The organism is Micromonospora sp. NPDC007208 (assembly GCF_042869175.1).
Taxonomy (GTDB): domain Bacteria; phylum Actinomycetota; class Actinomycetes; order Mycobacteriales; family Micromonosporaceae; genus Micromonospora; species Micromonospora foliorum.
In genome coordinates, this window is the sequence record NZ_JBIAFG010000017.1 from 65831 (window position 1) to 90959 (window position 25129).

At 72.6% G+C, this 25129-nt stretch carries 26 protein-coding genes; 13 read left to right on the forward strand and 13 right to left on the reverse strand.

Annotated features, from left to right (window positions below; all coding sequences use genetic code 11):
- Nucleotides 1–76 precede the first annotated feature (76 nt).
- The gene (gene thrS, locus ACFYL6_RS27270) at nt 77–2086 is read right to left on the reverse strand and encodes a threonine--tRNA ligase (RefSeq protein ID WP_387175472.1); all 2010 of its coding nucleotides are present in this window, start codon (nt 2084–2086) and stop codon (nt 77–79) included.
- A 188-nt stretch (nt 2087–2274) separates the two neighbouring features.
- Between thrS and ACFYL6_RS27275 the strand changes: the two genes are divergently transcribed.
- The gene (locus tag ACFYL6_RS27275; protein WP_387175474.1) at nt 2275–3333 is read left to right on the forward strand and encodes a DUF1775 domain-containing protein; all 1059 of its coding nucleotides are present in this window, start codon (nt 2275–2277) and stop codon (nt 3331–3333) included.
- A gap of 243 nt (nt 3334–3576) precedes the next feature.
- On the opposite strand, the gene ACFYL6_RS27280 is transcribed toward ACFYL6_RS27275, so the two are convergent.
- The gene (locus tag ACFYL6_RS27280; protein ID WP_387175476.1) at nt 3577–4497 is read right to left on the reverse strand and encodes an ADP-ribosylglycohydrolase family protein; all 921 of its coding nucleotides are present in this window, start codon (nt 4495–4497) and stop codon (nt 3577–3579) included.
- Nucleotides 4498–4570: 73 nt separating this feature from the next.
- Between ACFYL6_RS27280 and ACFYL6_RS27285 the strand changes: the two genes are divergently transcribed.
- Together ACFYL6_RS27285 and ACFYL6_RS27290 are read left to right on the forward strand one after the other, a co-directional pair.
- Nucleotides 4571–5260 (forward strand): response regulator transcription factor, encoded by a 690-nt coding sequence (locus tag ACFYL6_RS27285; RefSeq protein WP_030489108.1) that lies wholly within the window; start codon nt 4571–4573, stop codon nt 5258–5260.
- 29 nt (nt 5261–5289) lie between these two features.
- On the forward strand, nt 5290–6693 hold the full coding sequence (locus ACFYL6_RS27290; RefSeq protein WP_238661396.1) for a HAMP domain-containing sensor histidine kinase: 1404 nt from the start codon (nt 5290–5292) through the stop codon (nt 6691–6693).
- Nucleotides 6694–6935: 242 nt separating this feature from the next.
- On the opposite strand, the gene ACFYL6_RS27295 is transcribed toward ACFYL6_RS27290, so the two are convergent.
- Together ACFYL6_RS27295 and ACFYL6_RS27300 are read right to left on the reverse strand one after the other, a co-directional pair.
- The gene (locus ACFYL6_RS27295) at nt 6936–7958 is read right to left on the reverse strand and encodes an adenosine deaminase (RefSeq protein ID WP_387175479.1); all 1023 of its coding nucleotides are present in this window, start codon (nt 7956–7958) and stop codon (nt 6936–6938) included.
- Complete coding sequence (locus tag ACFYL6_RS27300) at nt 7955–8749, reverse strand: trans-aconitate 2-methyltransferase (RefSeq protein ID WP_387175481.1); 795 nt, start codon at nt 8747–8749, stop codon at nt 7955–7957. Before ACFYL6_RS27300 ends, ACFYL6_RS27295 begins: the two co-directional genes overlap by 4 nt.
- Nucleotides 8750–8831: 82 nt before the next feature.
- On the opposite strand from ACFYL6_RS27300, the gene ACFYL6_RS27305 reads away from it, so the two are divergent.
- Nucleotides 8832–9815 carry an aldo/keto reductase gene (locus ACFYL6_RS27305; protein ID WP_387175483.1) on the forward strand — a complete coding sequence of 328 codons (984 nt, stop codon included), beginning with the start codon at nt 8832–8834 and terminating at the stop codon, nt 9813–9815.
- A gap of 88 nt (nt 9816–9903) precedes the next feature.
- On the forward strand, nt 9904–10095 hold the full coding sequence (locus ACFYL6_RS27310) for a hypothetical protein (RefSeq protein WP_387175485.1): 192 nt from the start codon (nt 9904–9906) through the stop codon (nt 10093–10095).
- 119 nt (nt 10096–10214) lie between these two features.
- Here ACFYL6_RS27310 and ACFYL6_RS27315 read toward each other — a convergent pair whose 3' ends face one another.
- From ACFYL6_RS27315 to ACFYL6_RS27345, 7 genes are all read right to left on the reverse strand, one after another.
- On the reverse strand, nt 10215–10418 hold the full coding sequence (locus tag ACFYL6_RS27315; protein WP_030338233.1) for a cold-shock protein: 204 nt from the start codon (nt 10416–10418) through the stop codon (nt 10215–10217).
- A 287-nt stretch (nt 10419–10705) separates the two neighbouring features.
- Nucleotides 10706–10978: a DUF4235 domain-containing protein gene (locus ACFYL6_RS27320; RefSeq protein WP_030338235.1), complete on the reverse strand. Its 273-nt coding sequence runs from the start codon at nt 10976–10978 to the stop codon at nt 10706–10708.
- Nucleotides 10975–11349 (reverse strand): DUF3618 domain-containing protein, encoded by a 375-nt coding sequence (locus tag ACFYL6_RS27325; RefSeq protein ID WP_387175487.1) that lies wholly within the window; start codon nt 11347–11349, stop codon nt 10975–10977. The genes ACFYL6_RS27320 and ACFYL6_RS27325 overlap by 4 nt, the downstream gene beginning before the upstream one ends.
- Complete coding sequence (locus ACFYL6_RS27330) at nt 11346–11780, reverse strand: phage holin family protein (protein ID WP_238661390.1); 435 nt, start codon at nt 11778–11780, stop codon at nt 11346–11348. Before ACFYL6_RS27330 ends, ACFYL6_RS27325 begins: the two co-directional genes overlap by 4 nt.
- A gap of 477 nt (nt 11781–12257) precedes the next feature.
- Nucleotides 12258–13445, reverse strand: a complete 1188-nt coding sequence (locus ACFYL6_RS27335; protein ID WP_387175490.1) for a mechanosensitive ion channel family protein — start codon at nt 13443–13445, stop codon at nt 12258–12260.
- An 83-nt stretch (nt 13446–13528) separates the two neighbouring features.
- Nucleotides 13529–14350: a DUF1206 domain-containing protein gene (locus ACFYL6_RS27340; RefSeq protein ID WP_387175492.1), complete on the reverse strand. Its 822-nt coding sequence runs from the start codon at nt 14348–14350 to the stop codon at nt 13529–13531.
- Between the two features lie 59 nt (nt 14351–14409).
- The gene (locus tag ACFYL6_RS27345; protein WP_387175493.1) at nt 14410–14775 is read right to left on the reverse strand and encodes a hypothetical protein; all 366 of its coding nucleotides are present in this window, start codon (nt 14773–14775) and stop codon (nt 14410–14412) included.
- Between the two features lie 96 nt (nt 14776–14871).
- On the opposite strand from ACFYL6_RS27345, the gene ACFYL6_RS27350 reads away from it, so the two are divergent.
- Together ACFYL6_RS27350 and ACFYL6_RS27355 are read left to right on the forward strand one after the other, a co-directional pair.
- Complete coding sequence (locus tag ACFYL6_RS27350) at nt 14872–16098, forward strand: cysteine desulfurase-like protein (RefSeq protein WP_387175495.1); 1227 nt, start codon at nt 14872–14874, stop codon at nt 16096–16098.
- Nucleotides 16095–16382 (forward strand): GNAT family N-acetyltransferase, encoded by a 288-nt coding sequence (locus ACFYL6_RS27355; RefSeq protein ID WP_387175497.1) that lies wholly within the window; start codon nt 16095–16097, stop codon nt 16380–16382. Before ACFYL6_RS27350 ends, ACFYL6_RS27355 begins: the two co-directional genes overlap by 4 nt.
- A gap of 3 nt (nt 16383–16385) precedes the next feature.
- Here the strand turns inward: ACFYL6_RS27355 and ACFYL6_RS27360 are convergent, their stop codons facing one another.
- On the reverse strand, nt 16386–17876 hold the full coding sequence (locus ACFYL6_RS27360) for a glycoside hydrolase family 3 protein (RefSeq protein WP_387175499.1): 1491 nt from the start codon (nt 17874–17876) through the stop codon (nt 16386–16388).
- Between the two features lie 217 nt (nt 17877–18093).
- Between ACFYL6_RS27360 and ACFYL6_RS27365 the strand changes: the two genes are divergently transcribed.
- The 4 genes from ACFYL6_RS27365 (at nt 18094) to ACFYL6_RS27380 (ending at nt 21585) form a co-directional block, all read left to right on the forward strand.
- On the forward strand, nt 18094–18219 hold the full coding sequence (locus tag ACFYL6_RS27365) for a hypothetical protein (RefSeq protein WP_255421242.1): 126 nt from the start codon (nt 18094–18096) through the stop codon (nt 18217–18219).
- A 118-nt stretch (nt 18220–18337) separates the two neighbouring features.
- Nucleotides 18338–19288 (forward strand): TIGR03557 family F420-dependent LLM class oxidoreductase, encoded by a 951-nt coding sequence (locus ACFYL6_RS27370; protein WP_387175501.1) that lies wholly within the window; start codon nt 18338–18340, stop codon nt 19286–19288.
- A gap of 73 nt (nt 19289–19361) precedes the next feature.
- Nucleotides 19362–20993, forward strand: a complete 1632-nt coding sequence (locus tag ACFYL6_RS27375; RefSeq protein ID WP_387175503.1) for a RecQ family ATP-dependent DNA helicase — start codon at nt 19362–19364, stop codon at nt 20991–20993.
- 88 nt (nt 20994–21081) lie between these two features.
- Nucleotides 21082–21585, forward strand: coding sequence for a hypothetical protein (locus ACFYL6_RS27380; RefSeq protein ID WP_387175506.1), 504 nt, complete (start codon nt 21082–21084; stop codon nt 21583–21585).
- Here the strand turns inward: ACFYL6_RS27380 and ACFYL6_RS27385 are convergent.
- Nucleotides 21575–23164, reverse strand: a complete 1590-nt coding sequence (locus ACFYL6_RS27385) for an MFS transporter (RefSeq protein WP_387175508.1) — start codon at nt 23162–23164, stop codon at nt 21575–21577. The genes ACFYL6_RS27380 and ACFYL6_RS27385 overlap by 11 nt on opposite strands.
- Nucleotides 23165–23246: 82 nt before the next feature.
- On the opposite strand from ACFYL6_RS27385, the gene ACFYL6_RS27390 reads away from it, so the two are divergent.
- Together ACFYL6_RS27390 and ACFYL6_RS27395 are read left to right on the forward strand one after the other, a co-directional pair.
- Nucleotides 23247–24008 (forward strand): TetR/AcrR family transcriptional regulator, encoded by a 762-nt coding sequence (locus ACFYL6_RS27390; RefSeq protein ID WP_387175510.1) that lies wholly within the window; start codon nt 23247–23249, stop codon nt 24006–24008.
- 10 nt (nt 24009–24018) lie between these two features.
- Nucleotides 24019–25053 (forward strand): helix-turn-helix domain-containing protein, encoded by a 1035-nt coding sequence (locus ACFYL6_RS27395; RefSeq protein WP_387175512.1) that lies wholly within the window; start codon nt 24019–24021, stop codon nt 25051–25053.
- Nucleotides 25054–25129: the final 76 nt, after the last annotated feature.

Genomic DNA, 25129 nt, shown 5'->3' on the forward strand with positions numbered 1-25129 from the left:
CGCGGGCCTCGACGGGCAGCGGGCGAGCGGCACGCGGGCCGCGACGGGCGGCACGCGGGCGGCTGCGGTGGTCTCGCTACTCGGGGGCGGCGGAGGGGCCGATGTTGGTCCGTGAGCTGACCACGTCCAGCACGTGGGTCACCGCCTCGGCCACCGGCACGCCGTTGCGCTGGGAGCCGTCGCGGTAGCGGAAGGAGACCGTGCCGGCGGCCACGTCGTCGTCACCGGCGATCACCATGAACGGGATCTTCTGCTGCTGAGCCGTCCGAATCTTCTTCTGCATCCGGTCGTCACCCGCGTCCACCTGGGCCCGGATGCCCTCGGCGCGCAGCGCGGCGACGAAGCCGTGCAGGTAGTCGGTGTGGTCCTCACGGATCGGGATGCCCACCACCTGCACCGGCGCCAGCCAGGCCGGGAAGGCGCCCGCGTAGTGCTCGGTGAGGACCCCGAAGAACCGCTCGATCGACCCGAACAGCGCACGGTGGATCATCACGGGCCGCTGCCGGCTGCCGTCGGCGGCCTGGTACTCCAACGCGAACCGCTCCGGCTGGTTGAAGTCGACCTGGATGGTGGACATCTGCCAGGTCCGGCCGATCGCGTCGCGGGCCTGCACGGAGATCTTCGGCCCGTAGAACGCCGCGCCGCCCGGGTCGGGGACGAGGTCCAGCCCGGAGGTCGCGGCGGCGGTCCGCAGCGCCTCGGTGGCCTCGGCCCAGTCCTCCGCGGCGCCGATGAACTTGGGCGAGTCGTCCCGGGTCGACAACTCCAGGTAGAAGTCGTCCAGGCCGTAGTCACGCAGCAGGTCGAGCACGAAGCTGAGCAGCGTGGACAGCTCGCCGGCCATCTGCTCACGGGTGCAGTAGATGTGCGAGTCGTCCTGGGTCAGGCCCCGGACCCGGGTCAGGCCGTGCACGACGCCGGACTTCTCGTACCGGTAGACCGTGCCGAACTCGAACATCCGCAGCGGCAGCTCCCGGTACGACCGCCCGCGCGACCTGAAGATCAGGTTGTGCATCGGGCAGTTCATCGCCTTGAGGTAGTAGTCCGCGCCCTCCAGCTGCATGGGCGGGAACATGGTGTCCGCGTAGTACGGCAGGTGACCGGAGGTCTGGAACAGCTGCGCCTTGGTGATGTGCGGGGTGTTGACGAACTCGTACCCCGCCGCCTCGTGCCGCTGGCGGGAGTAGTGCTCCATCTCGCGGCGGATGATGCCGCCCTTGGGGTGGAAGACCGCCAGGCCGGAGCCGATCTCGTCGGGGAAGCTGAACAGGTCGAGGTCCGCGCCGAGCTTGCGGTGGTCGCGCCGGGCGGCCTCCTCCAACAGCTTCAGGTACGCCTTGAGCTCGTCGCGGGTCGGCCACGCGGTGCCGTACACCCGCTGGAGTTGGGGGTTCTTCTCCGACCCCCGCCAGTACGCGGCGGCGGAGCGCATCAGCTTGAACGCGCCGATCAGTCGGGTGGTCGGCAGGTGCGGGCCCCGGCACAGGTCCGACCAGCAGACCTTGTCCTCCTTGGCGTCGAGGTTGTCGTAGATGGTCAGCTCGCCGCCGCCCACCTCCATCACCTCGTCGGTGTCCAGGCCCTCGCCCTTGACCTCGATCAACTCCAGCTTGAACGGCTCGTCGGCCAGCTCGGAGCGCGCCTCGTCCAGGCTGCCGAAGCGGCGGCGACGGAACCGCTGCCCGGACTTGATGATCTCCTGCATGCGCTTCTCGAGCTTGCTGAGGTCATCGGGCTGGAACGGCTTGTCGACGTCGAAGTCGTAGTAGAAGCCGTTCTCGATGGGCGGGCCGATGCCCAGCTTGGCCTCGGGGAAGATGTCCTGCACGGCCTGGGCGAGAACGTGCGCGGTGGAGTGGCGCAGCACGTTGAGCCCGTCGGGCGAGTCCAGGCTGACCGGCTCGACGACGGTCTCCTCGGTCGGCGACCAGTCCAGGTCGCGCAGCTGGCCCTGCGGGTCGCGGACCACGACGATCGCCTTGGGGCCGTTCGCGGGCAGTCCGGCCGCGGCCACCGCGTCGGCCGCCGTGGTCCCGGCGGCGACGACGACGGGGTCGGCCACGGCGGGGGTACGGGGTGCGGACACGGTGACTCCTCCAAGCGGTACGAAACGGTGCCGATCCTCGGCTCCTGCCGATGCTATCGGTCGCCCCGCCCCCGACCGGGAAGGGCACCTTCCTTCCGCCGACGTTGAACCTTTCCCGCCTCCCAGCCGAACTAGAGGGTGTGGCCGGAAACCGGTGCCGGCCGCGTCGACACGGATGGGGGCACGAGATGGCGAGCACGCACGGCGGTGGCCGTCGGCGGCGGATCGTGGCGGCGACCGCGGTGACCGCCGCTGGGCTGCTGCTCTGGCCGGGCACGGCGTACGCGGCGGACGTGACGACCACCCCGACGGAGGCCCGGCAGGGCGACGCGGTACGGCTGGAGTTCACCGTTCCGGAGGAGCGGGCCGGCACGAAGACCAAGCAGATCGAGGTACGGCTGCCGGCCGACGCGCCGATCGCCGAGGTCTACCCCATGTCGGTGAACGGCTGGGCGCCCCGGATCAGCTCCCGCACCCTGGACAAGCCGGTGGCCGGCATCCACTCCGCCGGGGTGAGCACGGTGACCAGCGCGGTGACCTGGGTCCGGGTCGGTGCGAGCGACCCGGGGCCGGCCCGGTTGGCGCTCTCGATGGGGCCGATGCCGCAGGCCGAGCGGCTCACCTTCGAGGTCGTCCAGACGTACGCCGATGGCACGGTGGTCCGGTGGGCGGACGCCGCCGGTCCGCACCGGGCCCCGGCCCTCACCCTGCTGCCGGCGGCGCCCGGCGCGGCGGGTCCGGCCGCACACGGCGGGCACGCCGGCCCAGCGGCCGGCGCACCGGCCGCCGCGGACAACGGTGTCGACGACGCGCCGCCGGCCCGATCGGGCGGTGCCGACGAGGGCAGCGCCGACGGGATGCTGGCCGCCGGCCTGCTCGCCGGGTTGGGCGGCGGCGCGGCGATCGGCTGGCTGGTCAGCCGGTGGCGCCGACGCAACCCGGACGAGGCCACCGCGCTCGCCGAGGTGACCGGCGACCCGGACGAGACCGCCACGCCCGACGAGGCCGCGACCCTGGCCGAGATAACCGGCCGCGCGGACAGGACCGCGAAGGCTCCCGCGACGCGCGGCGGCGCGAACGACGCCACGACGCTCGCCGAGACAACCGGCCACACGGGCAAGAGCGCAACTCCCACCGACCCGATGCCGGCCGACCCGCAGCCTGCCGATTCGACGCCCGCCGACCTGCGGCCCGCCGAGCCGCAGCCCGCCGACCCGACGCCCGCCGTTTCCGCGGCATCGCGGTGATCCACTCGGGTTTCCGGAAACCGCGGCATCCGCGCCGCGCGGACAGCCCGATTTGGCGGTGATCCACTCGGGTTCCCGGAAACCGCGGCATCCGAATCGCGCGGACAGCCCGATTTGCAGGAAGCCGAGTTGATCGCCGGCAAGCCAGCCCGGGCGGTCAGGACAGCGTGGTCAGGGCAGCCCGGCGGTCAAGGCAGCCCGGGCGGTCAAGGCAGCCCGGGCGGGTCAGGGCAGCCCGGGCGGTCAGGGCAGCCAGGTAGGTAGCGGCTCGCGGGCGGCCAGCCACTGCTCGGGCACCCCGCCCGGGGTGCCGACGCCGGTGTACGCCGCCACCACGGCTCCGGCGATGGCGGCCGTGGTGTCCACGTCCCCACCGGCCCGTACGCACGTCTCGATGGCCGTCGGATAGTCGTCGAGGTGGGTCGCGGCCACCCAGAGGGTGAACCCGACGGTGTCCTGGGCGGTCACCCGGGAGCCGTTGCCGAGCGCCGCCACCACTCTGGGCAACGGCCGACCGAGCAGCCCGACGGCCCGGTGTACGCCCCGATGCACCTCGGTGCCGGGATCGAGCGCGGCGGCGATGCCGGCGAGCAGCCGCTCCGGGGCCGGCCGGTGCCCGTCGAGGCGGGCCCGGGCGGCCAGCGCGGCGGCGACGGCGACGGCGACCGCGCCGGCGATCCCCTCCGGGTGCGCGTGCGTCACCTCGGCGGAGGCGCGGGCCTGCGCCGCGGCGCGGGCCGTCGAGTCGGCGAAGTACGCGCCCAGTGGACCGACCCGCATCGCCGCGCCGTTGCCGCAGGAGCCCTGCCCGTCGAAGGCGGAGGCGGCGGCCAGCGGCCAGGGGGTGCCGGTGCGGATCAGCCCCAGGATCAGCGTCGCGCCCGCGCCGTAGCCTCGGCGCTCGGTACACCGCTCGGCGAAGGAGAGGGCCAGCCGGTCCCGGTCGATGCCGCCGGAGTCGGCCAGTTGGGCGAGCACCGAGCAGGCCATCTCGGTGTCGTCGGTCCATTCCCAGGGCGCCGGCGGCAGCGCGTCGGCGGCGAGATCCACGGGCGCCGGCCCCGGCAGGAAGTACTGCGCGCCGAGCGCGTCGCCGGTGGAGAGACCGGCGAGGCTGTCCCGGGCGAGCGCCAGGCGGGCATCGGCGAACAGGGTGAACGACATCGTCGTACCAGCTTGCCCGGTCGCCAGGCACGCCGCAACGCGATCAACTTGCCAGGCCAAGTACGGTCTTGTCGTGGCCTCCGTGCTCCTGGTCGAAGACGATCACGTCGTACGCGGCGCGATGCTGCGGTCCCTCACCGACCGGGGGCATGCCGTGCACGCCGTGGGTACGGCGCTGGACGCCCTGCGTCGGGTCGCCGCGGAGACACCCGACCTGGTGGTGCTCGACCTCGGCCTGCCCGACCTGGACGGCTCGGACGCGCTGCGGATGCTGCGCGGCATCACCGACGTTCCGATCATCATCGCCACCGCCCGCGACGACGAGCAGTCGGTGGTCAAGCTGCTGCGCGCCGGCGCCGACGACTACATGGTCAAGCCGTTCACCGGGGCACACCTGGACGCGCGGATCACCACCGTGTTGCGCCGGGCCGGCCGGGCCAGTCGGACCGTGCAGCCCGCGGTGCACAGCGTCGGCGGGCTGCGGGTGGATGTGGGCGAGCGCAGCGCCCAGCTCGACGGGGAGCCGCTGGCGCTGACCCGCAAGGAATTCGACCTGTTGGCGTATCTCGCCGCACGACCTGGGCGGGTAGTGTCCCGCCGGGAACTCTTGGAGGAGGTATGGCGGCAGCCATCGGTCGGCGAGGATCAGACCATCGACGTTCACCTGTACTGGCTCCGCAGAAAGATGGGCGAGTCCGCGGCGAAGCCGCGTTACCTGCGCACCGTGCGGGGGGTCGGATTCCGGCTGGTGGCACCGGACTGAGGACGGCGCTGGCCCTGCTCACGGCCGGCATGTGCAGCCTCGTGGCGCTCGCGTTCCTGATCCCGCTCGGGCTCAGCCTGCGGGAGCAGAGCCGGGACGAGGCGATCGCCGACGCGGCGCGCCGCAGCGCGCTGGTGACCGGCGCGCTGGCGGTGAGCACCGACCCGGCGGTCGTCGAGCGTGCCGTGGTGGCCAGCGCCGAGGGCGCCCCCACCCGGCCCGTGGTGCACGGGTTGGGGTTGGACGAGTCCGCTGGTCGGGCCAGCGGCAGTGACCTGGACCGGGCCCGCTCCGAGCGCCAGTCGTTGGTCGTCGACGTCGACGGGGGTGTGGCCCGGCTCGACCCGGTCGTCCTCGGTGACCGGACGGCCGTGGTCGAGGTGTTCCTACCGGAGTCGACGCTGGGCGAGGGCGCCGGCGGCACCTGGCTGCTGCTGTTCGCGGTCGGTGCGGCGATGGCCGGAGCGGCGGTGCTGGTGGTCGACCGGGTCGCCGCCCGCGCGGTGGACTCGACCCGGGGTCTGGTCAAGGCCGCGCTCTCCGTCGGCGACGGCGACCTCGGCGTACGCGTCGAGCCGACCGGTCCGCGCGAGTTGGCCGAGGCCGGGTACGCCTTCAACCGGATGGCGGACCGGCTGGACGCCGCCCGCACCGACGAGCGCGAGTTGGTGGCCGACCTGTCGCATCGGCTGCGTACCCCGTTGACGGTGCTGCGCCTGGACGCGGAGGCGTTGGAGTCCGACGACACCAGTGTGGGTTCGTTCAGCCCGGCGGAGTTGGACCGGCTGCGCGGGATCCGGCGGATCCGGCAGGCGATCGTCACCCTGGAGGGTGAGATCGACGTGCTGATCAAGACCACCCGTAAGACTGTGGCGCTCGAGGCCGGCCCGGCGATGTGCGACGTCAGCGAGGTCGTCCGGGACCGGATGGTGTTCTGGGCGGCGTTGGCCGGCGACCAGAACCGGCCGCACCGGGTCAACGGCGCGCAGCTGCGCATCCCGGCGCCGGTGCCGCGGGCCGAGCTGGCCGCCGCGTTGGACGCGGTGATCGGTAACGTCTTCCGCTACACCCCGCAGGGCACCGCGTTCGAGGTGGCCGTGTCCCGGCGCGACGGTTACGTGGCGATCCGGATCGACGACGCCGGCCCCGGCATCGCCAACCCGGACCGGGCACTGCGCCGGGGCACCAGTGACCAGGGCTCGACCGGGCTCGGCCTGGACATCGCCAAGCGGGTGGCGTTGCAGGCCAACGGCTCGGTGAGCATCGACCGGGCCCGGTTGGGCGGGGCCAGCGTGGTGATGTTGCTCGCCGACCCGGAGGCGACGCCCCGGCAGGTCAGCCGCTTCGGTCTGGTCGGTCGGATGGCCCGCGACGCCCGGGACCCGAAGGCCAGTGGACGTCGTTGGCCCCGCCAGCGCCCCACCGACGACTGACCCGGCCGAACCCGGGGTTGTGCGCCGGCGCAAGTCTTCCTTAGATCGCGGTTAACGACCGCGTTGGATCGGCCGCGGGCTGACAGGATCAGAGCACGAACCCACCAGTTCCGCCGGCCGAGCGCACCACGCACCCACGGCCGGTGGAGCCGCGCGCGCGGCGGGAGTCACAGGTCCCCCCACACCCACGCTCCCGCCGCGCGCCCTGCTCGACCGACCGGCCCAGCCGGCACCCGGGCAGCTCAGCCGGCGGTGGCGAGGTACGCGTCGATCTCGGCGAGGATCCGCTGCTGGCCGGCGGGGTCGAGGAAGGACGCGGTCACCGCGTTGCGGGCCAGCCCGGCCAGACCCTCGGCGCCGACCCCGAGCAGGCGGGCCGCCACCGCGTACTCGTCGTTGAGGGTCGTGCCGAACATCGGCGGGTCGTCGGAGTTGATGGTGACCAGCAGCCCGGCCTCGACCAGCCGGGGCAGCGGGTGCTCGTCGAGGCTGGCCACCGCCCGGGTGCGTACGTTTGACGTCGGGCAGATCTCCATCGCGATCTGCCGCTCGGCCAGGTAGGCGAGCAGCTGCGGGTCCTGCGCCGCGGAGATGCCGTGCCCGATCCGCTCGGCGCCCAGTTCGTTCAGCGCGTCCCAGACGGTCTGCGGCCCGGTGGTCTCCCCGGCGTGCGGCACCGAGCGCAGCCCGGCGGCGCGGGCCTGGTCGAAGTAGGGCCGGAACTGCGGTCGGGGTACGCCGATCTCCGGGCCACCCAGACCGAAACTGACCAGCCCGTCCGGGCGCTCGTCCAGGGCGATGCGCAGCGTCTCCTCGGCTGCCGGCAGGCCGGCCTCGCCGGGGATGTCGAAGCACCAGCGCAGCTCGATGCCGAAGTCGGCCAGGGCGCGCTTGCGGGCGTCCTCGATGGCCTCGCAGAACGCCGGCGCGGGAATGCCCCGTCGGACGTGCGAGTACGGCGTGATGGTCAGCTCCGCGTACCGGACCTGTTGGCGGGCCAGCTCCCGGGCCACCTCGTGGGTGAGGATCCAGACGTCCTCCGGGTCGCGGATGAGGTCCACGACGCTCAGGTAGACCTCGATGAAGTGCGCGAAGTCGCGGAACTCGAAGTAGGCGGCGAGGGCGTCCGGGTCGGCCGGCACGGGGGTGCGGCCCTCGTGGCGGGCGGCCAACTCGGCGACGATCCGGGGTGAGGCGGAGCCGACGTGGTGCACGTGCAGCTCCACCTTGGGCAGACCGGCGATGAAGGTGGACAGGTCGGTCACGGATTCTCCTGGGCAGGGTCGCCGGTGCGGGCGACGACGAAGACGCGGCGGAACGGGAAGTACACCTGACCCTGCCGCACCGGGTACGCCGCGGTGAGCCGTACTCCCAGCTCGGCCCGGAAGGCGGACCAGCCGGCGGCGTCCAGTGCGGCCCGGACCGGGCGCAGCGCGGTGCCCTCCATCCAGGCCAGCACCGGGTGCTCGGCGGCGGGTCGAGCCGGCAGCAGGTGCACGTAGGTAGTCTCCCAGGCGTCCACCGCGCAGCCGGCGGCGGTCAGCAGCGCCGCGTAGTCGGCCGGGTCGTCGACCGGGTCCGCGCGCAGCAGCGGGGCGACCTCGGCCCGCCAGGTCGGCCGGTTGGCGACCTCCCGCAGGGCGCGGTGCGAGTCGGCGGCGAAGTTGCCGGGGACCTGCATGGCGAGCCAGGCGCCGGCGGGCAGCTCGGCTGCCCAGCGGCACAGCAACTCCTGGTGGCCGGGGACCCACTGCAGCGCCGCGTTGCTGACCACCACGTCCTCGTCGCCGGCCGGACGCCAGTCGCGCAGGTCGGCGACCGCGAAGTCGACAGGCGCGCCGAGGGCCTCGGCCCGCTCGATCATGTCGGGTGAGGAGTCGAGGCCGAGCACCCGGCTCGTCGGCCAGCGCTCGGCGAGGGTGGCGGTGAGCTGGCCGGGGCCGCAGCCGAGGTCGACCACCGCCCGGGGTCGCTCGGCCGGGATCCGGGCGAGAAGGTCGTGAAACGGCCGGGATCGCTCGTCGCCGAAGCGCAGGTAGGTCGTCGGGTCCCACATGGTCGCCTCCCAAACCGTACGTTCGTACTGCTACGGTACGGCTCGCGTGGCAGGGCGGCAACCCGATCACTAGGCTCGGGGCATGGAACAGCGCAGCTTCAACCGGCTCGGCCGGACCGTTGGCGCGGTCGGTCTGGGCGCCTGGCAACTCGGCGCCGACTGGGGCACCGTCAGCGAGGACGACGCCATGGCGGTACTCGCCGCCGCCGTGGACGCCGGGGTCACCTTCCTCGACACCGCCGACGTGTACGGCGACGGCCGCAGCGAGCAGCTGATCGGCCGCTTCCTGCGCAGCCGACCCGACGCCGGGCTGACCGTCGCCACCAAGATGGGCCGCCGCGTCGAGCAGCGGCCGGAGGCGTACACCCTGGCCAACTTCCGGCAGTGGACCGACCGCTCCCGGGCCAACCTCGGCATGGACACCCTGGACCTGGTCCAGTTGCACTGCCCGCCCACCGAGGTCTTCTCCTCCGACGAGGTCTTCGACGGCCTGGACACCCTCGTGGCCGAGAAGGCCATCGCCGGGTACGGGGTCAGCGTCGAGACCTGCGACCAGGCCCTCACCGCGATCGCCCGACCGGGGGTGGCGAGCGTCCAGATCATCCTCAACGCGGTCCGCCACAAGCCGCTGGAGCGGGTACTGCCGGCAGCGGCGGCAGCCGGTGTCGGCATCATCGCCCGCGTGCCGCTCGCCAGCGGCCTGCTCTCCGGCCGCTACGACGAGCACACCGAGTTCGCCGCCGACGACCACCGCAACTACAACCGGCACGGCGCGGCCTTCGACGTCGGAGAGACGTTCTCCGGAGTCGACTTCGACCGAGGTCTGGCCGCCGTACGCCGGCTGGCCCCGCTTGTCGACGCGGACCGCACGATGGCGCAGTTCGCGCTGCGCTGGGTGTTGGACCAGGCGGGCGTCACCGTGGTCATCCCCGGTGCCCGTGACGCCGACCAGGCCCGCCGCAACGCCGCCACGGCCGCCCTGTCCCCGCTCACCGACGAGCAGTTGGCAGCCGTACGCGAGACCTACGACGAGCTGATCCGCCCGCAGGTGCACGACGGGTGGTGACCCGCGCGCCCGGGGTGCTCGCGTCGCGCCGCCCGGCCGGCGATGCTGGACGGCGGCGCGCCGCCCCGGGCGGCGGAGAGGGGACGCGATGAGAGGCTGGCTTCCGCTCACCCTCGGCCTGCTGGCCGTGGTGATCGGTGCGGTGTGGACGGTCCAGGGCCTCGGTTACGTCAGCGGCAGCGTGATGACCGACGAGAAGATCTGGGCGCTGATCGGCCCGCTCGTGGCGCTGGCCGGGCTGGTGGTGCTCTGGCTCGGCCTGCGCTCGCGTCGACGCTGAGCCGTCGCTCCACCGGAGCCCGAGTAGGTGGAAAGCCCCGCATCCCAACCGGGATGCGGGGCTTTGAGCGACCCTTGAGCCGGATCGTCCCACAGGCCGGCGGGGGCCGGCCGTCTCAATCAGATGGGGCGGACCTGCTCAGCCTGCGGGCCCTTCTGACCCTGAGCAATCTCGAACTCCACCCGCTGGTTCTCCTCCAGCGAGCGGTAGCCGCTGGTCTGGATGGCCGAGAAGTGGACGAACACGTCAGCACCCCCACCATCGACGGTGATGAAGCCGAAGCCCTTGTCAGCGTTGAACCACTTCACGGTTCCCTGAGCCATGTGTTTCTCCCTCTAAAAACTGGCGGCCGTGCACGCCGTCCGGCCGATTGGCCGTTTTTGAGCAGCGGCGCCTGAGGCGGCCCCACGAAGGAGACTTCTCTCAACCCACGCCATCTCGCAACAGCGGGGACCAGCAAATCACGGAGGCAAAAAGTCTGTCACGACCTCTCCGACGAATTTCTCCGACATGTGACCTGACGGATGCCTCAGGTGCGCTGGGCGGCGTGCGATGCCAAGCGAAAGCCCCCTTCCCATCGATGCGGGAAGGGGGCTGAAGTCGCTGCTGGTCAGTCCGGCCAACTGCCGGTCATCCGGCGTACGCCGACCGCCCCGCCCCGGTCCACCGCGGCCCGGACGACCGCGAAGATGGCGCCCTGCAACGCCGCGGCGGCCAGGATCTCGCCCCAGCCGCGGTCCTCGTCGGTCGCGTTGGGCGCCTCACCGTCGCCCGCGGTGACCTTCCAGACCTGCCGGAAGATCGCCCCGGCCACCGCGCCCGCCGCGATACCCATCAAGACGCCGACCGGCCGGTACGCGACCCTGCCGATGCTCTTACTCACCTACGCCTCCCCCGCACGATCATCAGCACCACCACGGTGGCCACCGCGCCGGCCGCGATGGCCGCCCACGGCACCGGGTTGCGGCGCACCAACTCACCCTTGTCGTACGCCTGTGCGCGTACCAACTCGCCCTTCTCGTAGGCCTGCGCCCGCGCCTTCCCGGCACCACGCGCGGCCTGACCGCGGACCCGGGCGACGGTCTGCGCCGCCTGCTCCCGCATCCGCTCCTTGGCCTGCTCGGCGGACTCCTTGAGACGAGCCTTGACGTCGGCCTTGGCGGCCAACGCCTCCATCGTCTCGCCCAACTCGACCCGGGTACGACGGATCTCCTCGCGGAGTGCCTCCGTGTCGCCCGTCCCGTTGCCGGTCATTGCCGCCCCCTGTCCTTCACCGCGGCGGTGACGGTGTCCATGTCCGCCCGGAGGCTACGGACCGTGGCCGCCGGCATCGGCGGGACCGCACGGCTGACCTGCTTCTTGCCCACCAGGGCGAGGATGCCAGCCACCAGGAAGCAGGCCACCGCCACGATCAGCGCCGCCGCCCAGGCGGGCAACACCAGGTCGAGCAGCAGGATCGCCGTGGCGACCAGCGCACCCAGACCGAAGAACGCGAGCGCGCCACCGCCACCGAACAGGCCGATCCCGATGCCCGCGTGCTTACCCTTCTGGGTCAACTCCGCTCGGGCCAGCGTCAGTTCGTCCCGCACGAGGCGGGAGATCTGCTCGGTGGCCCGCTGCACCAGCTCGGCGGTGGAGGGCTCGCTCCCATTCTGGGATGTGCGGGCTTTCGCCACGTCAGCCATGCTGTCCTCCTTTCCTCATCACCGCGCTGTATGCCCGAAGTCGTCGCTCGTCAATCCTAAAGCGCGACAGGCAGCTCACCGTCCCCGTTGTCCGGACGCCGCGCCGCCGATACGCGGCCAGCCGCCGCGATCACGCCAGAGACGTCCGGCAGCACATCCCCCACCCAAGCCCGACCAAACCTCCCGCAACGGACCCCCTCCCGCGCCCTCCCCCTCCCCGCCCCTCCCCCCGGCGCCCTCGCAGCGGCGATCATGAGGTTGGCGGGGACAAACCAGGCGCACCCACCCGTCAACTCCATGATCGTCGGGCGGGACGCGCACGATTCCGGGCAGGCCGCGCAAGATCGCGCTCGATCCTGGTTGTAGTGGCCTCGACGGGGATGGGAGGCCACTACAAGCAGGAAGTTGCGCGATCTCGCAGGGCAGGGCAGAGCGGGGCGCGGCCCAGCGCGGGGCAGGCGGGGCTCGGCGGGCGGGTTAGGGGCGGGTTTCTTCGGGGCCTACGAAGGCTTCGCTGCGGGCGTCGCCGTCGTCGCTGCCGCCGAAGACACGGGCGTCGTCGGGCGCCTCGGTCTCGGGCAGGCGGCGGGCCGGGCGCCTCGGCTGCACCCACTGCCAGGACAGGCTGCTGGTGGAGTCGCCCAGTTCGGCGCGCAGCCGGGGCATCGCGGTCGGGCGGTTGTCCCGGATCCAGGCGACCAGGTGCTCCCGGACGAGGCAGCGCAGGTCCCACAGGCTGCCCGCGTCGGCGGCGCTGACCAGCGCGCGCAACCGGACCGTCCCACCGGTGGCGTCGGTGACCTGGAGGACGCAGACCCGCCCGTCCCACAGTTCGGTGCCCTCGACGAGGCGGCGCAGCTCCTCGCGCATGGTCTGCACCGGCACCGCCCAGTCCACGTCGAATTCGGCGGTGCCGAGCACCGCCGCCTCCGTCCGGGTCCAGTTCTGGAACGGCTTGCTGGTGAAGTACGAGGTGGGCAGGATCAACCGGCGGTCGTCCCAGATCTGTACGACGACGTAGCTGAGGGTCAGCTCCTCGATGCGACCCCACTCCCCCTCGACGACGACCACGTCGTCGAGCCGGACGGCGTCGCTGAAGGCGAGCTGGAGGCCGGCGAAGACGTTGCCGAGCAGGCTCTGCGCGGCGAGCGCGGCCACCACACCGACCACACCGGCGGAGGTCAGCACGCCGGCGCCGATGCCCCGCACGCTGGGGAACGTCATCAGCATCACGCCGACGGTCAGGATGACGATCACCGCGATGGTCAGTCGGCGCAGCATCACCACCTGGGTGCGTACGCGTCGCGCGTGCCGGTTGTCCGGTACGTCGACCCGGAACCGGGCCAGCGCGGTGTCCTCCACGACGACCAGCAGGCAGGCGACCAGCCAGGCCAGGGTGGCGATGACGCCGAGGATGAGCAGGTGCAGCAGCAGTCGACGCCAACTCTCGCCGACCGCGTACCCGGTGGTGAAGCGGACGGCGAACTGCACGGCCAGGACCGTTCCGGCGACCTGGAACGGGCGGTGCGCGTGATCGGTCAACTCGGTCAACAGCAGGGACCGGCGGCCGAACCGCCGGGTCACCCGGTGGACGACTTCGACCAGGAACAGGGCGACCGCCGCCGCGACGAGCGCGGCGACGGCCGTTTCGAGATAGTTCTGCACGGCTTCGGTGCTCCCCTTCGACCAGGCGTCGGGCACTTCGGGCAAAAGCCCAAGAGTGCCCGACATCCGTGGTATCGACCAGCTCAGACCTTGCGGTACCGGGACTGGAGGAAGCAGTAGACGCCGAAGGCGGCGATGCCCAGGGCGACCAGGGTCAGCAGGAACGTGCCGTACGACTGCTCACGCAGGGTGTGCAGCGCGGCGTCCAGACCGCGGGCCTTCTCCGGGTCGTACTTCACCGCGGCCACGATGATCAGCAGACCGGCGATGGCGTACGCGACGCCCTTGGCGACGTACCCGGCGATGCCCAGCCGGCGGGCGAGCTTGCGGGTCTTCGGGCTCATCTCGCCGGTCTTGAGGTGCTTCTCGAAGCGCTTGACGACGCCGTAGATCACCAGGCCGACGCCGATCGCGGCGAGCACCAGCCCGGCCAGGCCGACCAGCCAGCGGCCACCGCTGGAGGTCATCAGCTTGCCGGTCAGGGCCTCCTGCTGGTCGGCGCTGTTCGAGCCGGCGTCCTTGAAGACCTTGAACGCGGTCCACGCGAAGTAGAGGTAGACGATGGTCCGGCCGGCCGAGGCGAGCCGTTCCGTGGCCCGCTCCTTGCCGCGCTCGGCCCGGTGCCCGACCGCCGCCTCCAGCGCCTGCCAGATCGCCATCGCGAGCAGGCCGACCGCGACGGCGATGACCAGGAACTTGCCGAGGGGCTGGGCGGAGAGGGTACGCAGCGCGCCGGACTGGTCACCGTCGTCGGACGACGTGCCGAACGCGATCTGCAACGCCAACCAGGCGAAGAGGAGGTGGACGATCCCGTAGCCGATGAAGCCGGCCCGGGCGAGGAGTTCCAGCCACCGGCTGTCCGCCGTACGGGAGGCGGTGGCTTCGGCGCTACGGGTGAGTGACATGGCGTCACAATCTCCGATTCGGAAGATTCCCAAACGTCGGCCACCGCCGCCCGCCCAGGTCAGCTGCCCGGGTTACGGGACACGCGAATCTTGACCTGCTGGTCGGTCACGCTGTCCAGGGTGACCGCGAAGCCCCCGGCCTCGGCGGCCTGCTGGCCGGTGGTGAGGGTGAGCTGCTCACCGGCGACCTCGACGGTCACCTGGTCACCCTCGGCGCCGACCAGCTTGGCCTCGACGCCCAGGATGGTGGCGCTCGCGTCGACACCCCGCTCGAAGGTGACAGTGCAGGCGTCCAGCCCGCAGTCGGTGGAGGCGCCCTGGGAGCTGCACCCGGTGAGCACGGCGAGGCCGAGCGCCAGACCGGCGAGGAGACCGGCGGCGCGGCGGACGGTGGGAACGGGCATGGTGGCGGGTCGGTTCGTCACCCCGCCAAGAGTACGAGACATCCGCGACGTCGTCGCCGAACGGTGATCACCTGGCGGCCGACCAGGGTACGAGGACCACCGGCTAGGGTCCGGGACATGCCGTTCGACATCGCCCGCACCCGGGCCGCGTATCCCGCCCTGACCGAGGGCTTCGTCCACTTCGACGGTGCCGGCGGCACCCAGACCGCGGCCGGTGTGATCGACGCGGTCACCGACGCCATGCGGTCGGCGGTCGGCAACCGCAGCGCCGCCAACGTCGCGGGCCGCCGGTCGTTGGAGTTGGTGGCCGAGGCCCGCTCTGCGGTGGCCGACCTGCTCGGCGCCGACCCGGCCGGGGTGGTGCTCGGCCCGAGCGCGACCGCGCTGACGTACACCCTGGCCCGTACGCTCGGCGCGGCGTGGCGCCCGGGTGACGAGGTGGTGGTCTCCCGGCTCGACCACGACGCGAACGTGCGGCCGTGGGTGCAGGCCGCCGAGGCGGCCGGCGCGACGGTGCGCTGGGCCGAGGTCGACCGGCACACCGGTGAGCTGCCCGCGGCCCAGTACGCGGACCTGGTCGGTGAGCGGACCCGTTTGGTGGCGGTGACCGCCGGCAGCAACGCCATCGGCACCATGCCGGACGTGGCGGCGATCGCCAAGACCGCGCACGCGGTCGGCGCGTTGGTCTACGTGGACGGGGTGCACTCGGTCCCGCACGGGCCGACCGACCTGACCTCGCTCGGCGCCGACGTGCTGGTCACCAGCGCGTACAAGTGGTCCGGGCCGCACCTGGCGGCGATGGTGGCGGACCCGGCCCGGTGGGCGACGCTGCGCCCCGCGAAGCTGGTGCCGTCCTCCGACGCGGTGCCGGACCGGTTCGAGTACGGCACGCCGAGCTTCCCGCTGCTGGCCGGCGTGGCCGCCGCTGTGGATCACCTGGCGGGGCTGGACCCGGACGCGGTCGGGGACCGACGGGCGCGGCTGCGGGCCGGGCTGGCCGCCGCCCAGGCACACGAGGAGGCGCTGCTGGACAGGCTGCTCGCCGGGCTGGCGCAGCGGCCGGCCATCACCGTCTACGGCTCGCCGTCGCGGCGCTGCCCGACGGTCTCGTTCCGGGTGGCCGGGATGTCGCCGGCTGCCACCCAGGAGGCGTTGGGCGCCGCCGGGTTCTGCCTCTCCGTCGGCGACTACTACGCCTACGAGTACTTCCAGCTGATAGGTCTGCGCGACAGCGGCGGCGCGGTGCGGGCCAGCATCTACCACTACAACACGGCCGACGAGGTGGACCGGTTGCTCGGTGAACTCGACGCGCTGGCCGAGCCGGCGGGGAGAATGGCCGGATGAGCACCCTGGTCGAGGACAACCCGGCGAAGCACCGCTTCGAGATCCTGGTCGACGACGCGCTGGCCGGCTTCACCGCGTACCTGCCGCGCGGGGAGGTGCTGGTCTTCACCCACACCGAGGTGGACCGGGGCTTTCAGGGCAAGGGGGTGGGCGGCACGCTGGTCCGCGGCACCCTGGACGAGCTCCGGGCACGCGGCACGAAGCTGGTGCCGCAATGCCCCTTCATGGCCGCGTTCATCGACAAGCACCCCGAGTACGCCGACCTGGTCGCCGACCTTCCATAGCCGTCAGAGGGCGCCGGTGAGCACCTCGGCGACGGCCTGTCCACTGGCCCGGGTGGCGCCGTGGGTGGCCAGGTGCACCGCCCCGGTGACCAGCTCGGGCACGCCCAACTCGACCACTACCGCGTCCGGGCGGGCGGCCAACGCGCGGTGCACGGCGGCGCGCATCCACTCGTGCCGGTGCAGGTCACGGACGGCCAGGACCAGGGGGCGACCATCCGCCCCGGCGCCCGGGTCGGCCGGCACGTCGGGTTCGGCGTAGCGGACCGTGCTGGTGCCGGGCAGCAGCTCGGCCAGTGGCCCGCCGATGCCCCACGGGGTCTCCGCGCCGATGGCGATGTTGCGCAACGGCTCGAACTCGACGACGTGTGCCGCGCGGGTCAGGGGCAGTGCCACCGTCGTGCCCGGGGCGGCGGTGACCCGGACGGCCCGGCGGGCGGCGACCAGCCCGACGTCGGCGGCGCCGCGCGCTCCGGCCGAGCCGGCGCTGCGGGCGGCCACCGTCCAGGCGGCGAGTTGACCGACGCGCTTGGCGGCCTCGGCGAGGCGTTCCTCGGGCAGCTCACCGGAGACGACGGCGGCCACGATGGCGTCGCGCAGCTCGCGGGCGGCCTGCTCGTCGGCCCGTTCGCCACCGATGCAGATGGCGTCGGCCCCGGCGGCGAGGGCGCGGACCGTCGCCCCGGCGAAGCCGTACCGGTCGGCGACCGCGCGCATCTCCACCGCGTCGGTGACCACCACGCCGGAGAAGCCCAGCTCGTCGCGGAGCAACCCACCCAGGATGCGCTGGCTCAGCGTCGCCGGCAGGTGCGGGTCGAGCGCGGGCACCAGCAGGTGGCCGGTCATCACGGCCTGCACCCCGGCGGCCACGGCGGCGCGGAACGGGGCCAGCTCGCAGGCGTCCAGCCGGTCCCGGTCGGCGGTGATCCGGGGCAGGTCGTGGTGGGAGTCGACCCGGGTGTCGCCGTGCCCGGGGAAGTGTTTGGCGCAGGCCGCGACGCCACCGGCCTGGAGGCCCCGGACCCAGGCGGCGGTGTGCCGCGCGACCAGCAGCGGGTCGGCGCCGAAGGAGCGGACGCCGATCACCGGGTTCGCCGGATTCGAGTTGACGTCGGCGTCCGGGGCGTAGTTGAGGGTCACCCCCGCCGCGGCCAGCTCGGCGCCGAGGTCCCGGGCGACGGCCTCGGTCAGCTCCGGGTCGTCGACGGCGCCGAGGGCGAAGTTGCCGGGCCGGGAGCTGCCGTGCACCGACTCGAGCCGGGTGACGTCACCGGCCTCCTCGTCGATCGCCACGATGACGTCCGGCCGTTCCGCGCGCAGCGTCGCGGTGAGCGCGGCCACCTGCTCGGTGTCGACGACGTTGCGGGCGAAGAGCACCACCGAGCCGAGACCCTCGCCGAGCCAGCGGCACACCCACGGCGGCGGGGTGGTGCCGACGAAGCCGGGTTGCAGGACGGCGGCGGCGAGCGCCGGGAGGTGCCCGCTGGTCGTGGTCACTCCGCCCCCTCGTAGTGATCAATGTCGATCACCGGCGACGGTGCGCCCCCGTCGATCCGCTGGCTGCGCTCGCTCATGCGGCCCCCGTACCCCATCTCTCGCGCGCCCTCGGCGCACCGCCACCGGCAGGCGGTCCTGCCATGGTCACACTGAGCGATTCAATAGTCAATAAACCTTACAGTTGCCTGGCGGCCCGCTCCCCAGGGAGAGTGCGGGGATGGATCCCGCCCTGCTGGCCGACGCGACGAGCCCGGCCGACATCCCCGGCGTACGCCTGCTCGGCCTGGTGGTCGGCGCCCTGCTGCTGCTCGCCGCGATCCGGGCGATGTTCGGTCGACGCTGACCCGCCCCACGTCGAAAAGTCGACGCCGACCCGGACGACCGGGCGAACCGGTGTGACCGGGCGCCGCCGGGGTACGGGCTCTCCCCATCAGCAGGTCCGCGTGCCGAAGGGGTAAGCCATGAAGATCGGATACTTTCTGTCCAGTGAGGAGTTCACACCGGCCGAGTTGCTGGAGCAGGCGCGCGGCGCCGAACGGGCCGGCTTCGAGGCGCTGTGGATCTCCGACCACTACCACCCCTGGGTGGACGCACAGGGCCAGAGCCCGTTCGTCTGGTCGATGATCGGCGCGCTCAGCCAGGTCTGCTCGCTGCCGGTGACCACGGCGGTGACCTGCCCGACCGTGCGGATCCACCCGGCCGTCATCGCGCAGGCGGCGGCGACCAGCGCGGTGCTGCACGGCGGGCGGTTCGTGCTCGGCGTCGGCACCGGCGAGGCGCTCAACGAGCACATCTTCGGCGACGCCTGGCCGCAGGCCGACGTCCGGCTGGAGATGCTGGAGGAGGCCGTCGAGGTGCTGCGCGCGCTGTGGGGCGGCGACTTCGTCAGCCACCACGGCAAGCACTACACCGTGGAACAGGCCCGGATCTACACGCTGCCCGACACTCCCCCGCCGATCTACGTCTCCGGCTTCGGGCCAAAGTCCATCGACCTGGCCGCCCGGATCGGCGACGGCTACGTGAGCACCATGCCCGACGGCGAGATGGTCCGCCGCTTCCGGGAGAACGGCGGCGGCGACAAGCCGTGCCAGGCCGGCTTCAAGGCGGCGTACGCGGACAGCGAGGAGGAGGGGTTGCGCATCGCGTACGAGCGCTGGCCCAACGCGGGGGTGCCGGGTGAGCTGTCACAGGTGCTGCCCTCGCCGCGGCACTTCGAGCAGGCTGCCGAGCTGGTCAAGCCGGAGATGCTGAAGGAGGCGTTCGTCTGCGGCAACAGCGCCGACGCGCACCTCGAGATGATCGACCAGTACGCCAAGGCCGGCTTCGACGAGGTCTACGTGGCCAACACCGGCCCGCACTACCAGGGTCTGTTCGACCTCTACCAGCGTGAGGTGCTGCCCCGACTGCGCTGAGTCGGCGATCAACGGGCCCATGATCGTCGGTACGCGTTTCGGCGGTCATGGGCTCGGGTACCTCCGGCCCTCGATGAAACTGTCCACGCACTCGATGACGTTGCGCCGCGCGGCCCGCAGCCTTTTCGGCTGGAAGGCGCTGCGGCCCAACCAACTGGCCGCCATGCGCGCGGTGATGAAGCGGCGAGACGCCCTGGTGGTGTTGCCCACCGGTGCCGGCAAGTCGGCGATCTACCAGATCCCGGCCAGCCTGATACCCGGCCCCACCGTGGTGATCTCCCCATTGCTGGCCCTCCAGCAGGACCAGATCGCCTCCCTCAACGAGCGGCAACGCCCGGAGCTGCGGGCGGTGCGGATCAGCTCGAACGAGTCGCCCACCCAGCAGGCCGAGGCGATCACCGAGATCCGCGAGGGCCGGGCGGAGTTCCTCTTCATCACCCCGGAGCAGCTCAGCAACCCCGAGCGGATGGCCGAGGTCGCCGCGCTGAAGCCGGCGCTGGTGGCGATCGACGAGGCCCACTGCATCTCCGCGTGGGGGCACGACTTCCGCCCCGACTACCTGGCGCTCGGGCACCTCATCGACGGCATCGGCCGACCACCGGTGGTCGCGCTGACCGCCACCGCCTCCCCTCCGGTACGCGACGACATCATCGCCCGGCTGCGGTTGCGCGAGCCGGAGGTGGTGGTCTCCGGGCTGGACCGGCCGAACCTGTTCGTCGAGGTCGCGCACTGCCCCACCGAGGACTACCGGTGGCGGCGGCTGAGCGCGCTGCTGCGCGATGACCAGCGACCCGGGATCATCTACGTGCCGACCCGGCGCGCCGCCGAGGAGTTGGCCACCCGGTTGACCGACGCCGGCTTCCCGGCGCAGTTCTACCACGGTGGGATGGCGGCCGGCGCGCGCGCCGAACTGCACGAGGCGTTCCTCGCCGACCAGGTCCCCATCATGGTGGCGACCTCGGCGTTCGGCATGGGCATCGACAAGCCGAACATCGCCTGGGTGGTGCACATGGCGCTGCCCGACTCACCGGACAGCTACTTCCAGGAGATCGGCCGGGCCGGCCGCGACGGGCAACCGGCCCGGGTGCTGCTGCTGTGGCAGGCCGAGGACGTGGGCCTGCAACGGTTCTTCAGCGGCGGCCTGCCCGACGTCGACGAGCTGCGCGACCTCGCCGCGCTGCTGCGCCGCAAGCCGGCCACCAAGACCGAGCTGCGCGAGACGACCGGCCTCGGGCCGCGCAAGCTGGGCCAGTACCTCTCCCTGCTGGAGCAGGTCGGGGCGGCCGAGCCGCGCGCCCGGCAGCGCATCGGCGCTCCCCGTTACTCCCCCACCCCGTCCGACGCCGCCGCGGCGGCGCTGGCCGAGGCGGAGCGCCAGCAGACCGTGACCCGGTCCCGCACCGACATGATGCGGGCCTTCGCCGAGACCCGGGCCTGCCGGGGGCAGACCCTGCTGGCCTACTTCGGCGAGCAGATGACGGACGTCTGCGGCCACTGCGACAACTGCCACAACGGCACCAGCGTGGCCGACCAGGGCGCGGTCGGGCCGTTCCCGGTGCACAGCCAGGTGCGCCACCCGGAGTGGGGGTCCGGCCTGGTGCTCTCGTACGAGGAGGACAAGATGACGGTTCTCTTCGATGAGGTCGGGTACAAGACGCTGTCGGTGCGCGTGGTGTCCGAACAGGGCTTGCTGACCCTGGACTAGCCTGACCCGGGCACCGGTGTCGGGCCCGGTGAGTCGACCAAGCAGAGCACCGATTGACCAAGCAGAGCAGGGCGGAAGGGGCGTTGCCGTGATCGAGCAACCGGCGTACACCGGGTTCGGTTTCTCCGACGGGGAGTGGGGGCTGTTGGTCGGCCTGCCGCAGTCGGTTCTGACCGCGGCGAGCGCCGCCGAGTCCGACGGCACCCGCCGGACCATGGCGGAGAACGCGGCCGGGCTGGAGACCATCGCCGCCGGCCGGGAGTCGGCCAGCCCGCTGGTCGCCGCCGTGGCCGGTGAGATCGTCACCCGGGTCGGTGACCCGGACACCGGCGAGGAGTTGCCGGCCATCGCGCCCGCCGACCCCGGGGCGTACATCGACGACGTGCTGCTGCGGGCCGGCGAGGCCGGCGCGTTGCTGGCCGCGCGGGTCGACGAGGGTGAGGCCGGCGCGTACAAGCACTGGCTCGTGAAGATCGCCGAGCAGGTGGTGGGGGCCGCGTCCAGCGGCGGGCTGCTGGGCATCGGCGGCGAGTCGGTAAGCGACTCCGAGCGGCGTTTCCGCGACCGGCTCGCGCACGTGCTCACCGACTGACCGACGACAACGACGTGTCGGCCGGACCGGTCGGCTCGGCGGCCAGCGCCGTCGAGTCGGCCGGTCGGACCCCGCGCAGCGCGACAAGCGCGGTGACCGCGCCCAGCAGCATCACCGCCATGGCGGCGTACGCGGCCAGGTGCAGCCCGTCGGTGAACGCGACAGCGGCGGCGTGCCGCAGCGCGTCGCCCAGATCCGCCGGCAGCCCTTGGGCGACCGCGAGCGCACCGCCCAGGGTCTCCTGGGCCGCGGCGCCGGTGTCGGCGGGCAGCCCGGCCGGCAGGCCGTCGACGATCTCCCGGCGGTAGACCGCCGCGCCGACGCTGCCCAGGATCGCCATTCCCAGCGCACCGCCCAGCTCGCTGCTGGACTCGGTCAGCGCCGACGCGACACCGGCCTGCTCGGGCGGCGCCGCGCCGAGGACCAGCTCGGTGACGAGGGACATCACCAGCACCAGGCCAGCCGCGTAGACACTAGCGCCGACGAGCAGCAGCCACAGCGGCGTCTCCGGTGTGACCCGGGTCAACACCGCGAAGCCGACCACGGCGATCCCGAACCCCGCACCGATCAGGTACGCCCGTTCGACGCGCTGGGCGAGGGCGGCGGCGGCCGGCGCGACTCCACCCACGGCCAGTGACGGCACGAGGCTCCACAGTGCCGCGCGCAGCGGGCTCAGGCCGAGCACCAGTTGCAGGTGCTGGGTGGTGAAGATGGCGAAGCCGACGATGGCGAACATCGCCAGCAGGTTGACCGCGAGTGACCCGCCGAAGCCACGGCGGCGGAACAGCGCGAGGTCGACCATCGGGTACGCCCGGGTCCGCTGCCGGTGCAGGAAGAGCGCGCCCAGCAGCAGGCCGCCGACGATGGCGAGGACCCGTACCGGGCTGACGCCGTCGCGGGCCATCTCCTTGATGCCGTAGATCACCGGCAGCAGCGCCCCGAGCGACAGTGCCGCGCTGACCAGGTCGAACCGCCCGGTCGCCGGGTTGCGGAACTCGGGCACCAGGAGCGGGGCGAGCAGGAGCAGCATCAGCATCGCCGGGATGTTGATCAGGAAGATCGAGCCCCACCAGAAGTGCTCCAGCAGGATGCCGCTGAGCACCGGGCCGATCGCGATGCCGCCGGTGAGGGTGGCGGTCCAGATGGCGATCGCGGTGCCGCGCTGCTTGGCGTCGTGGAACATGTTGCGCACCAGCGCGAGCGTCGAGGGCATCAGGGTGGCCCCACCGAGGCCGAGCACGGCGCGCGCGGCGATCAGCGTGGCGGTGCTGTCGGCGTACGCGGCCAGCAGTGACGCCGCCCCGAAGGCGGTGGCGCCGATCAGCAGGAGCCGACGCCGGCCGATCCGGTCACCCAGGGCGCCCATGGTGATGAGCAGCCCGGCCAGCACGAAGCCGTAGATGTCGAAGATCCAGAGCTGCTGGGTGGCGGTGGGGTGCAGCTCCGCGCTGATGAACGGGACGGCGAAGTAGAGCACCGACACGTCCATCGAGACCAGGAGCAGCGGGAGCATCAGCACGGTGAGCCCGATCCACTCCCGTCGGCCGGCCCGCGCTGCCGGTGTGGTGGTGGTCGTCATGATCGATTCTCCTTCTGCGTATGACGTACGCTGTTATGCGTAGACCATACGCAGAACTAGGATGGCGAGGCAAGGAGGAAATGTGGCGGCGAAGACAGACGACAGCGGGCCAGTGCTCCCGCCGTCCATCGAGAGCGCGTGGGGGCTGCGGGAGCGGCCACCCAAGGGCCCTCGGCCGGGAATGAGCGTGCCCGCGATCGTGGACGCCGCCGTACGCGTGGCCGACGCCGACGGTCTGGCGGCCGTCTCGATGAGCCGGGTGGCCAAGGAGTTGGGGGCCGCGACCATGGCCCTCTACCGTTACGTCGGCTCGAAGGACGAGCTGCTGATGCTCATGGTGGACGCCGGGTACGGCCCGTCCCCCGGCCCACCCAAGCCGGAGGACGACTGGCGTGCCGGCCTCACCCGGTGGGCCTGGGCCGAGCACGAGGTGCTGCGGCAACGGTCCTGGCTGCTGCACGTGCCGATCAGCGGCCCGCCGATCACCCCGCAGCAGCTCGGCTGGATGGAGGACGGGCTGCGCTGCCTCGACGGCACCACCCTCGCCGAGGGCGAGAAGATGTCGGTGCTCCTGCTGATCACCGGGTACGTCCGCAACGAGGCCACCCTCACGTCGCAGGTCGCCGAGGGCGGCCGGGCGGCCGGCGTCGAGCCCAGCGAGATGATGCCGGCGTACGGTCGGCTGGTGGCCCGGCTCATCGACCCGGCCCGCTTCCCCGCGCTGCACCGGGTGCTCGCCGCCGGCGTACTCAACCAGGACGACGACCCCGACGACGAGTTCGCCTTCGGCCTGGACCGGATCCTCGACGGCGTCGAGGCGCTGATCCAGCGTCGAGCCGGCTGAGGGAGCTCCGATGCTGCCGAGAGACACCATCGACACCACCGTGCTGCCACCGGGAGAACGGTTCGGCATGTGGCTGGACCTCGTCGCGCGCACCTCGGCGCCGCTGCGCATCCAGTCCGCGCACAGCGACGACTTCGCCGCCCGCGCCGACTTCATCGCGCTCGGCCCGATCCAGCTGGTGCAGTACGAATACCCGTCCCTGGACGCCACCCGGACCAGCAAGCTGGTCCGCCAGTCCGACCCGGAGCTGTACATCCTCGCCCTCACCACCGGCGGCATCGGCGCGTCCAGCCAGGACGGTCGCCGCAGCGAGATCCTGGCCGGCGAGTTCACCTTCTACGACGGGTCCCGGCCGCACGACGTGCGCCACCACGCCACCGAGCCGGAGCGGGACCAGGCCACCTCGATCATCACGTTGATCCCACATGCCGCCCTGCCCCTACCGCCGAAGCGGATGGCCGCGCTCTACGGCGGCCGGATGTCCGGCAGCGAGGGCATCGGGGCGCTGCTGGCGCAGTTCCTGCTCCAGGTGACCGGGCACCCCGAGCAGTACCATGCCGCCGACGCCAGCCGGCTCGGCGCGGTGGGCCTCGACCTGGCCACCACGATGCTCGGCCGGCACCTCGTCGCCGAGGACGCCGTTCCCACCGAGGTCCGCCGCCGGGCGCTGCTCACCCAGGTGCAGTCGTACATCCACCGCCACCTCGGCGACGCGACGCTCGGCCCACAGGTCGTCGCCGACGCCCACCACATCTCGGTGCGGTCCCTGCACCGGTTGTTCGAGGCCGAGGACGCCACTGTGGCGTCGTACATCCGGGACCTGCGGCTGGCCCGGTGCCGACGCGACCTGACCGACCCGGCGCTGCGCAACCAGCCCGTGCAGGCCGTCGCGGCGCGGTGGGGTTTCCCCGACAAGGCGCACTTCAGCCGGGCATTCCGGGCCGCGTACGGCACCACCCCGCAAGAACATCGCGACAGTGGCTCGGATCTGGCGCGGATCGTCAACCGCCGGGCGTCCACGGTCAACTCGCAGCCGGCAGACTGACACCAACGCGGCCGGCCAGCGCCTGGTGGGCCGCCAACGGGGGCCGTGGCGAGGCGCCCGCCGCGTGAGCGGCGGG

What these genes read in the sequence shown, in the direction of transcription:
- ACFYL6_RS27275 (WP_387175474.1), top strand. Translation starts at nt 2,275, where the DNA reads ATGGCGAGCACGCACGGCGGTGGCCGTCGGCGGCGGATCGTGGCGGCG.
- ACFYL6_RS27280 (WP_387175476.1), bottom strand. Translation starts at nt 4,497, where the DNA reads ATGTCGTTCACCCTGTTCGCCGATGCCCGCCTGGCGCTCGCCCGGGAC.
- ACFYL6_RS27290 (WP_238661396.1), top strand. Translation starts at nt 5,290, where the DNA reads ATGTGCAGCCTCGTGGCGCTCGCGTTCCTGATCCCGCTCGGGCTCAGC.
- ACFYL6_RS27300 (WP_387175481.1), bottom strand. Translation starts at nt 8,749, where the DNA reads ATGTGGGACCCGACGACCTACCTGCGCTTCGGCGACGAGCGATCCCGG.
- ACFYL6_RS27305 (WP_387175483.1), top strand. Translation starts at nt 8,832, where the DNA reads ATGGAACAGCGCAGCTTCAACCGGCTCGGCCGGACCGTTGGCGCGGTC.
- ACFYL6_RS27310 (WP_387175485.1), top strand. Translation starts at nt 9,904, where the DNA reads ATGAGAGGCTGGCTTCCGCTCACCCTCGGCCTGCTGGCCGTGGTGATC.
- ACFYL6_RS27315 (WP_030338233.1), bottom strand. Translation starts at nt 10,418, where the DNA reads ATGGCTCAGGGAACCGTGAAGTGGTTCAACGCTGACAAGGGCTTCGGC.
- ACFYL6_RS27325 (WP_387175487.1), bottom strand. Translation starts at nt 11,349, where the DNA reads ATGACCGGCAACGGGACGGGCGACACGGAGGCACTCCGCGAGGAGATC.
- ACFYL6_RS27330 (WP_238661390.1), bottom strand. Translation starts at nt 11,780, where the DNA reads ATGGCTGACGTGGCGAAAGCCCGCACATCCCAGAATGGGAGCGAGCCC.
- ACFYL6_RS27340 (WP_387175492.1), bottom strand. Translation starts at nt 14,350, where the DNA reads ATGTCACTCACCCGTAGCGCCGAAGCCACCGCCTCCCGTACGGCGGAC.
- ACFYL6_RS27350 (WP_387175495.1), top strand. Translation starts at nt 14,872, where the DNA reads ATGCCGTTCGACATCGCCCGCACCCGGGCCGCGTATCCCGCCCTGACC.
- ACFYL6_RS27355 (WP_387175497.1), top strand. Translation starts at nt 16,095, where the DNA reads ATGAGCACCCTGGTCGAGGACAACCCGGCGAAGCACCGCTTCGAGATC.
- ACFYL6_RS27365 (WP_255421242.1), top strand. Translation starts at nt 18,094, where the DNA reads ATGGATCCCGCCCTGCTGGCCGACGCGACGAGCCCGGCCGACATCCCC.
- ACFYL6_RS27370 (WP_387175501.1), top strand. Translation starts at nt 18,338, where the DNA reads ATGAAGATCGGATACTTTCTGTCCAGTGAGGAGTTCACACCGGCCGAG.
- ACFYL6_RS27375 (WP_387175503.1), top strand. Translation starts at nt 19,362, where the DNA reads ATGAAACTGTCCACGCACTCGATGACGTTGCGCCGCGCGGCCCGCAGC.
- ACFYL6_RS27385 (WP_387175508.1), bottom strand. Translation starts at nt 23,164, where the DNA reads ATGACGACCACCACCACACCGGCAGCGCGGGCCGGCCGACGGGAGTGG.
- ACFYL6_RS27395 (WP_387175512.1), top strand. Translation starts at nt 24,019, where the DNA reads ATGCTGCCGAGAGACACCATCGACACCACCGTGCTGCCACCGGGAGAA.